Origin of the sequence: Lacrimispora sp. (genome assembly GCF_036758025.1) — a bacterium.
Lineage (GTDB): Bacteria > Bacillota > Clostridia > Lachnospirales > Lachnospiraceae > Lacrimispora.
This window is the reverse complement of record NZ_DAIOXM010000025.1, coordinates 71571-75602: the sequence shown is the minus strand read 5'-3', so window position 1 is coordinate 75602 and position 4032 is coordinate 71571. Positions and strand designations below refer to the sequence as shown.

At 35.9% G+C, this 4032-nt stretch carries 5 protein-coding genes; 2 read left to right on the top strand and 3 right to left on the bottom strand.

The window, feature by feature from the left end:
• Window positions 1–445: zinc-ribbon domain-containing protein (locus V7M78_RS18085; protein WP_333651770.1), on the top strand; the 445-nt coding region annotated here is incomplete at its 5' end.
• Window positions 446–1029: 584 nt separating this feature from the next.
• Window positions 1030–2085 (top strand): tyrosine-type recombinase/integrase, encoded by a 1056-nt coding sequence (locus V7M78_RS18080; RefSeq protein WP_333651769.1) that lies wholly within the window; start codon window positions 1030–1032, stop codon window positions 2083–2085.
• A 309-nt stretch (window positions 2086–2394) separates the two neighbouring features.
• Here V7M78_RS18080 and V7M78_RS18075 read toward each other — a convergent pair whose 3' ends face one another.
• The 3 genes from V7M78_RS18075 to V7M78_RS18065 form a co-directional block, all read right to left on the bottom strand.
• On the bottom strand, window positions 2395–2820 hold the full coding sequence (locus V7M78_RS18075) for a hypothetical protein (RefSeq protein WP_333651768.1): 426 nt from the start codon (window positions 2818–2820) through the stop codon (window positions 2395–2397).
• Between the two features lie 408 nt (window positions 2821–3228).
• Window positions 3229–3411 (bottom strand): hypothetical protein, encoded by a 183-nt coding sequence (locus V7M78_RS18070; RefSeq protein ID WP_333651767.1) that lies wholly within the window; start codon window positions 3409–3411, stop codon window positions 3229–3231.
• A 127-nt stretch (window positions 3412–3538) separates the two neighbouring features.
• A partial coding sequence (locus V7M78_RS18065) for a zinc-ribbon domain-containing protein (protein WP_333651766.1) occupies window positions 3539–4032 on the bottom strand: 494 nt, incomplete at its 5' end.

The window sequence follows — 4032 nt, the reverse complement described above, 5'->3', positions numbered from 1 at the left end:
CTCCTTTAAAGCACTGTATCCTGAAATGGCTGCAGAATATTCTTCAAATAATGAAGTAAGTTCAGAAATTATTTTATCTACATATTCACCTCTAGTTAAATGGGATTGTCTCGTTTGTAAAATGTCTTGGAAAGGCTCAGTGAAAGATAGAGTGAACGTAGAAATAGATTGTCCTTATTGTAATGGAAGAGAAGCTATACGTGGAAAAACTTCATTCAAAGCATTACATTCTGATATGATGAAAGAATGGAATTTAGGTAACTGGCTCTTTATTGATCCAGATAATATTATAGAAAATTATTCGGGTAGTGTTTGGTGGACTTGTTCCGAGTGTCAAAATTCATATGCTATGAGTCCAAAAAAGAAATTATATTATCAAAAGAGAAAAAGGAAGCCTTGTCCATATTGTAAAGGATTGCGCAGAAAAATGCATCATTTTTTATAAATATCAATGGACCAGTATGATGCCAATGTGGTATACTTAATGAATAGTATCGAATGGAAAAACGACAAAACCCCATGATTTTAGTTTTTCGGTTTTCTGGAAGAAACAGTGAAAAACGACAAAACAGCAGTGAAAATTTTTTTCGGTTATCCGATTACATAAAAGCAAAGAAATGCTAAGATATAAGTACTAAGATTAAACTATTCGCGAAACAACACTTTAACGAATAGTTTAAGGGAAATTCCTTTCTATAGGCCATTTTCCTTTATGCGCCTAAATACAGTTGATTTATCACATATACTAATATTGTATGCTGCAACTACCCGACCCCTTGCATCTTCTACCACTTTATTGTTTTTTATAGCGGATATATCTTTTGTTTTTTGCAGTCAACAATCAATTAAAAACGCTTCATATATAACCAATAGATATACATTTGTCTTTTGCAACGCCCCATACCCAAAACCGGACTATCCGGCTGAATATGGCTTAATTACTATCCAAAACAAAATTAATTTAATCAATATTATTGAAATCATAAATTAAAATCAGACACTAAAATCCACTAGAAATGAGGCCAGATTATGAGTTCTTCTCTCTCCTACCATCAGCAAAAAGATATTGAAAACGTAAAGCACCTGCGTCAGTTAGTAAAGGAACTCCCTCGTTTTTGCGGAGACTTTTTCCGAGGAATAGAGCCACGCACATCTTCCCGGACCAGAATCGCTTATGCATATGATCTGAAGGTATTCTTTGATTTCCTGCTTAAAGAAAATCCTGCGATGAGTAAGTTCAATATCCAGGACATTACCCTGGATTACTTAGATGAGCTTCATGTTGTAGATATTGAGGAATACATGGAATATTTAAAATACCGTTTTAATGACAGAAATCAGGAAGTCACCAATAAAGAACGGGGAATCATGAGGAAAGTTTCTTCTTTAAAAAGCTTTTATAATTATTATTACCGAAATGAACGACTTAAAAACAATCCTGCTTCTTTGATACAACTTCCAAAGCTTCACGAAAAAGAAATTATCCGTCTGGATGTAGATGAAGTAGCTCTTTTGCTGGATGAGGTGGAAAGCGGTGAGGCTTTGACTGAGAAACAAAAATCTTACCATGCTAAAACAAAGGTACGCGATCTGGCTCTGCTGACACTGATGCTGGGAACTGGTATCCGCGTATCAGAGTGTGTGGGCTTAGATATTGATGATATTGACTTTAAAAACGGTGGGATTCGTATACATAGAAAAGGTGGAAAAGAAGTTACAGTATACTTTGGTTCTGAGGTTGAAGATGCGCTTCTTGATTATCTGGAAGAACGGGACCGCATCATTCCGCAGGAAGGCCACGAAAGAGCCCTCTTCCTTTCTATGCAGAACAGACGCATCGCTGTACGAAGCATTGAAAACCTGGTTAAAAAATACTCCAGATTGGTAACTCCCTTAAAAAAGATCACCCCCCATAAGCTGCGCAGCACCTATGGAACCAGCCTCTATCAGGAAACAGGTGATATTTATCTGGTAGCAGATGTTTTAGGCCACTCTGATGTAAATACGACAAAGAAGCATTATGCCGCACTGGAGGATGAACGCCGGAGAAGCGCCAGAAACAAAGTAAAGCTGAGGGAAAGTTAAAAGCGGACACCATATAGGGTCCGCTTTTCCTATAACGTTCAAATAAGTAAAAAAAATTTTTAAGGAGTTTTGTTCAAAAATAGTTTTTTAACCGTTATAAGTAAAAAACTAAAAATGGTTATTTTGTTCAAAAAAAACCGCGCCGCTGAAAAGCGGCGTTATCATTTCATTTAAAATACTTGCTATCAGAGTATAAGCTTCCTGGTGTCATTATCATAAATATTGAACCAATATTATTTTATTAGGTTTACCATTTCTAAAAAAATCTTCTATCTTCTATCAATTTTTTGCTAGGGCAAGCACCAAATCTTAACCCTGCTCAACATCCTTTTGAATCTCCTCTGCAATCTGTTTTACATCACTAAGGATAATGGCTTTTAAAACATAAGGAATATGCTTCTTCCTATTTGGTGCTTTACTCCAGAGACTATATTCTTCATAATATTCTTGAGCATACTCCAAAATTGATTCAGCTAATTTTTCACATGCCTCCTCTTCAGTATTCCCGTTCTCCACTAAGTCCATCTCATTTGATGTTATTGTGTAGGACCCATCCTGTTCTAACTCGGTTTCTGCTGTAAAGTGGTAAATGGACAGGATGCTTTCTATTGTAGCCAGATTTGAAAGACATAAGTAATCTTTTGATCTTTTTATGAATAATGGGCGTTGATGAACAGCTTGGTCAATTATGTTGCTAAAATCTTTCCTTACATCAGTTGCATTAACTGTCAGCATATCTATTATCTCCTTTATATCGAGAGTCTCAATTCATCTGCTACTTTATCAATTGTACCGTACCCTAGCGCACGTTTACTCCAAATGTGATTTTCATAAAGTATTGTCCCACCATAACCTCTAGCAGAATCATTAAGTTGTTTAACTAAATTTCCTAAATTTTATTCTTTAGGAAAACACGTTAAAGATCGGTCTGAAATTATAATAAATGCGGGTAAAGATCGACTCTCAGGTCTTAAATTTGCTATTTAAGAAGATTTCTTAAGTGCTTCACGGAATTATCTTAAAAAGCATTTTGAACTTTGTATAGATGAACTTAAGAGTTTATATAACTTTGAATACTATGGGATGGTGCCTTTACTTTTTCTACAGAATCTGCATAACAAATCTCCATCTTAGCTAGTTGGTCTATGACTCACAGCAATCTGATTGATACAACACATCAAGTTCTTCATCTGTATATTTTGTATATTGTTTGATTTTCTCATGGGGTTCTCCAGCTCTAAGCATTTTTATTGCTATGGTGCGTTCAACTTCAAGTCTACCTTCATTTCTGGCATCCGTTAAATCTGCCTGGTACTTCATATCCATATCCATTGCCTCCACCCTTTCAAACTTTTTTCACTTGCAACTTTATTATAATATAATGCTTTCTCGTTAGTCAATTTCTAAAGTATCAATAATGATGATTCCATGAATCTATCCCAAGCTTATATCACTAAAAAAAGTGCCTTTTTCTTCTTCTTCTACCCTTGCAATAAGGGCAAGACTCAAACTTTCTTTTTTGATTATATACTCTTGCTTTAGGACTCATCTTATATGAATTGTTACATTCTGGACATTTCCACCATACTTCGTTATTACATTTCTCATTTATGGTGTCAGGATCTAATAAATAGAAATTAGAAATATACTTCCATTCTTTCATAAGCTCTGATTGCGAGACAGCCAATGAGGTCTTTCCAGGGATTGCCTTGCGTCCATCGCAATAGGGACAGGTTGCTTCCCCTGATACCCGATCCCTAACCGCAGATTGCCAGTTCATTTTACACTCTGAGCAGTTCCATTTCACATATTGAGATGAACCTGGCAGTAGCGTATCTGCATCTATATTATTCTCGGAATCCAACTCACGAGAAATATCAAAAAACAAAGCAGCCAATGAGGTCTTTCCAGGGATTGCCTTGCGTCCATCGCAATAGGGACAGGTTG